The organism is Dyella sp. 01N36 (assembly GCF_056399745.1).
Genome location: NZ_JBFTRY010000386.1, coordinates 1 through 1,055 on the forward strand (window position 1 = coordinate 1; position 1,055 = coordinate 1,055).

At 64.7% G+C, this 1,055-nt stretch carries 1 protein-coding gene; it reads left to right on the plus strand.

Annotated features, from left to right (window positions below):
* Positions 1-984 (plus strand): transketolase-like TK C-terminal-containing protein (locus tag AC1DMG_RS22325; protein ID WP_477181170.1); only part of this gene is annotated, 984 nt, incomplete at its 5' end.
* Positions 985-1,055 lie beyond the last annotated feature (71 nt).

Sequence of the window (1,055 nt, forward strand, 5' to 3'; positions counted from 1 at the left end):
CTGCAGGAAGGCATCTCCGAGGCCGGCGGCATGGCTGCCTGGATGGCTGCGGCGACCAGCTACAGCATCAGCAACCAGCCGATGCTGCCGTTCTTCGTGTACTACTCGATGTTCGGCTTCCAGCGCATCGGCGACCTGGCCTGGGCGGCGGGCGACATGCGTGCGCGCGGCTTCCTGATCGGCGGCACCGCCGGCCGCACCACCATCAACGGTGAAGGCCTGCAGCACGAAGACGGTCACTCGCACCTGCTCGCTGGTGCGATCCCGAGCGTGAAGTCGTACGACCCGACGTTCTCCTACGAGGTCGCGGTGATCCTGCAGGACGGCACGCGCCGCATGCTGCAGGAACAGCAGGACGTGTACTACTACCTGACSGTGATGAACGAGAACTACSAGCAYCCGGAMATGCCGGCCGGTGCCGAGGAAGGCATCATCAAGGGCATGTACCTGTTCAAGGACGCCGGCAAGCCGAAGAAGGGCGAGACGCGCGTGCAGTTGCTGGGTTCGGGCACCATCCTGCGCGAAGTGATCGCTGCCGCCGAGTTGCTGGAGAAGGATTTCGGCGTGACCTCGGACATCTGGTCCTGCCCGAGCTTCAGCGAACTGCGTCGCGACGGTTTCGACGCCGAGCGCTGGAACCGCCTGCATCCGGAAGCGGAACAGCGCGTGCCGTACGTGACCGGCCTGCTGCAGGGCCGTCAGGGCCCGGCCGTCGCCGCCACCGACTACGTGCGCGAGTACTCCGACCAGATCCGTGCCTTCATGCCGGACGGCATGCGTTACACCGTGCTGGGCACCGACGGTTACGGCCGCTCGGATACGCGCGCGCACCTGCGTGGCTTCTTCGAAGTCGACCGCTACTGGATCGCCCACGCCGCCCTGGCTGCGCTGGCGAAGGACGGCAAGGTCAATGCGAAGGACGTCGCTCGCGCCATCAAGACCTATAAGCTGGATCCGGACAAGCCGAATCCTGAGTCGGTCTGAAGTTGCTGAGTTGAGCAAAAAACGCCGCGGAATTCCGCGGCGTTTTTTTTCATCTCCTCCCTGTGGGAGCG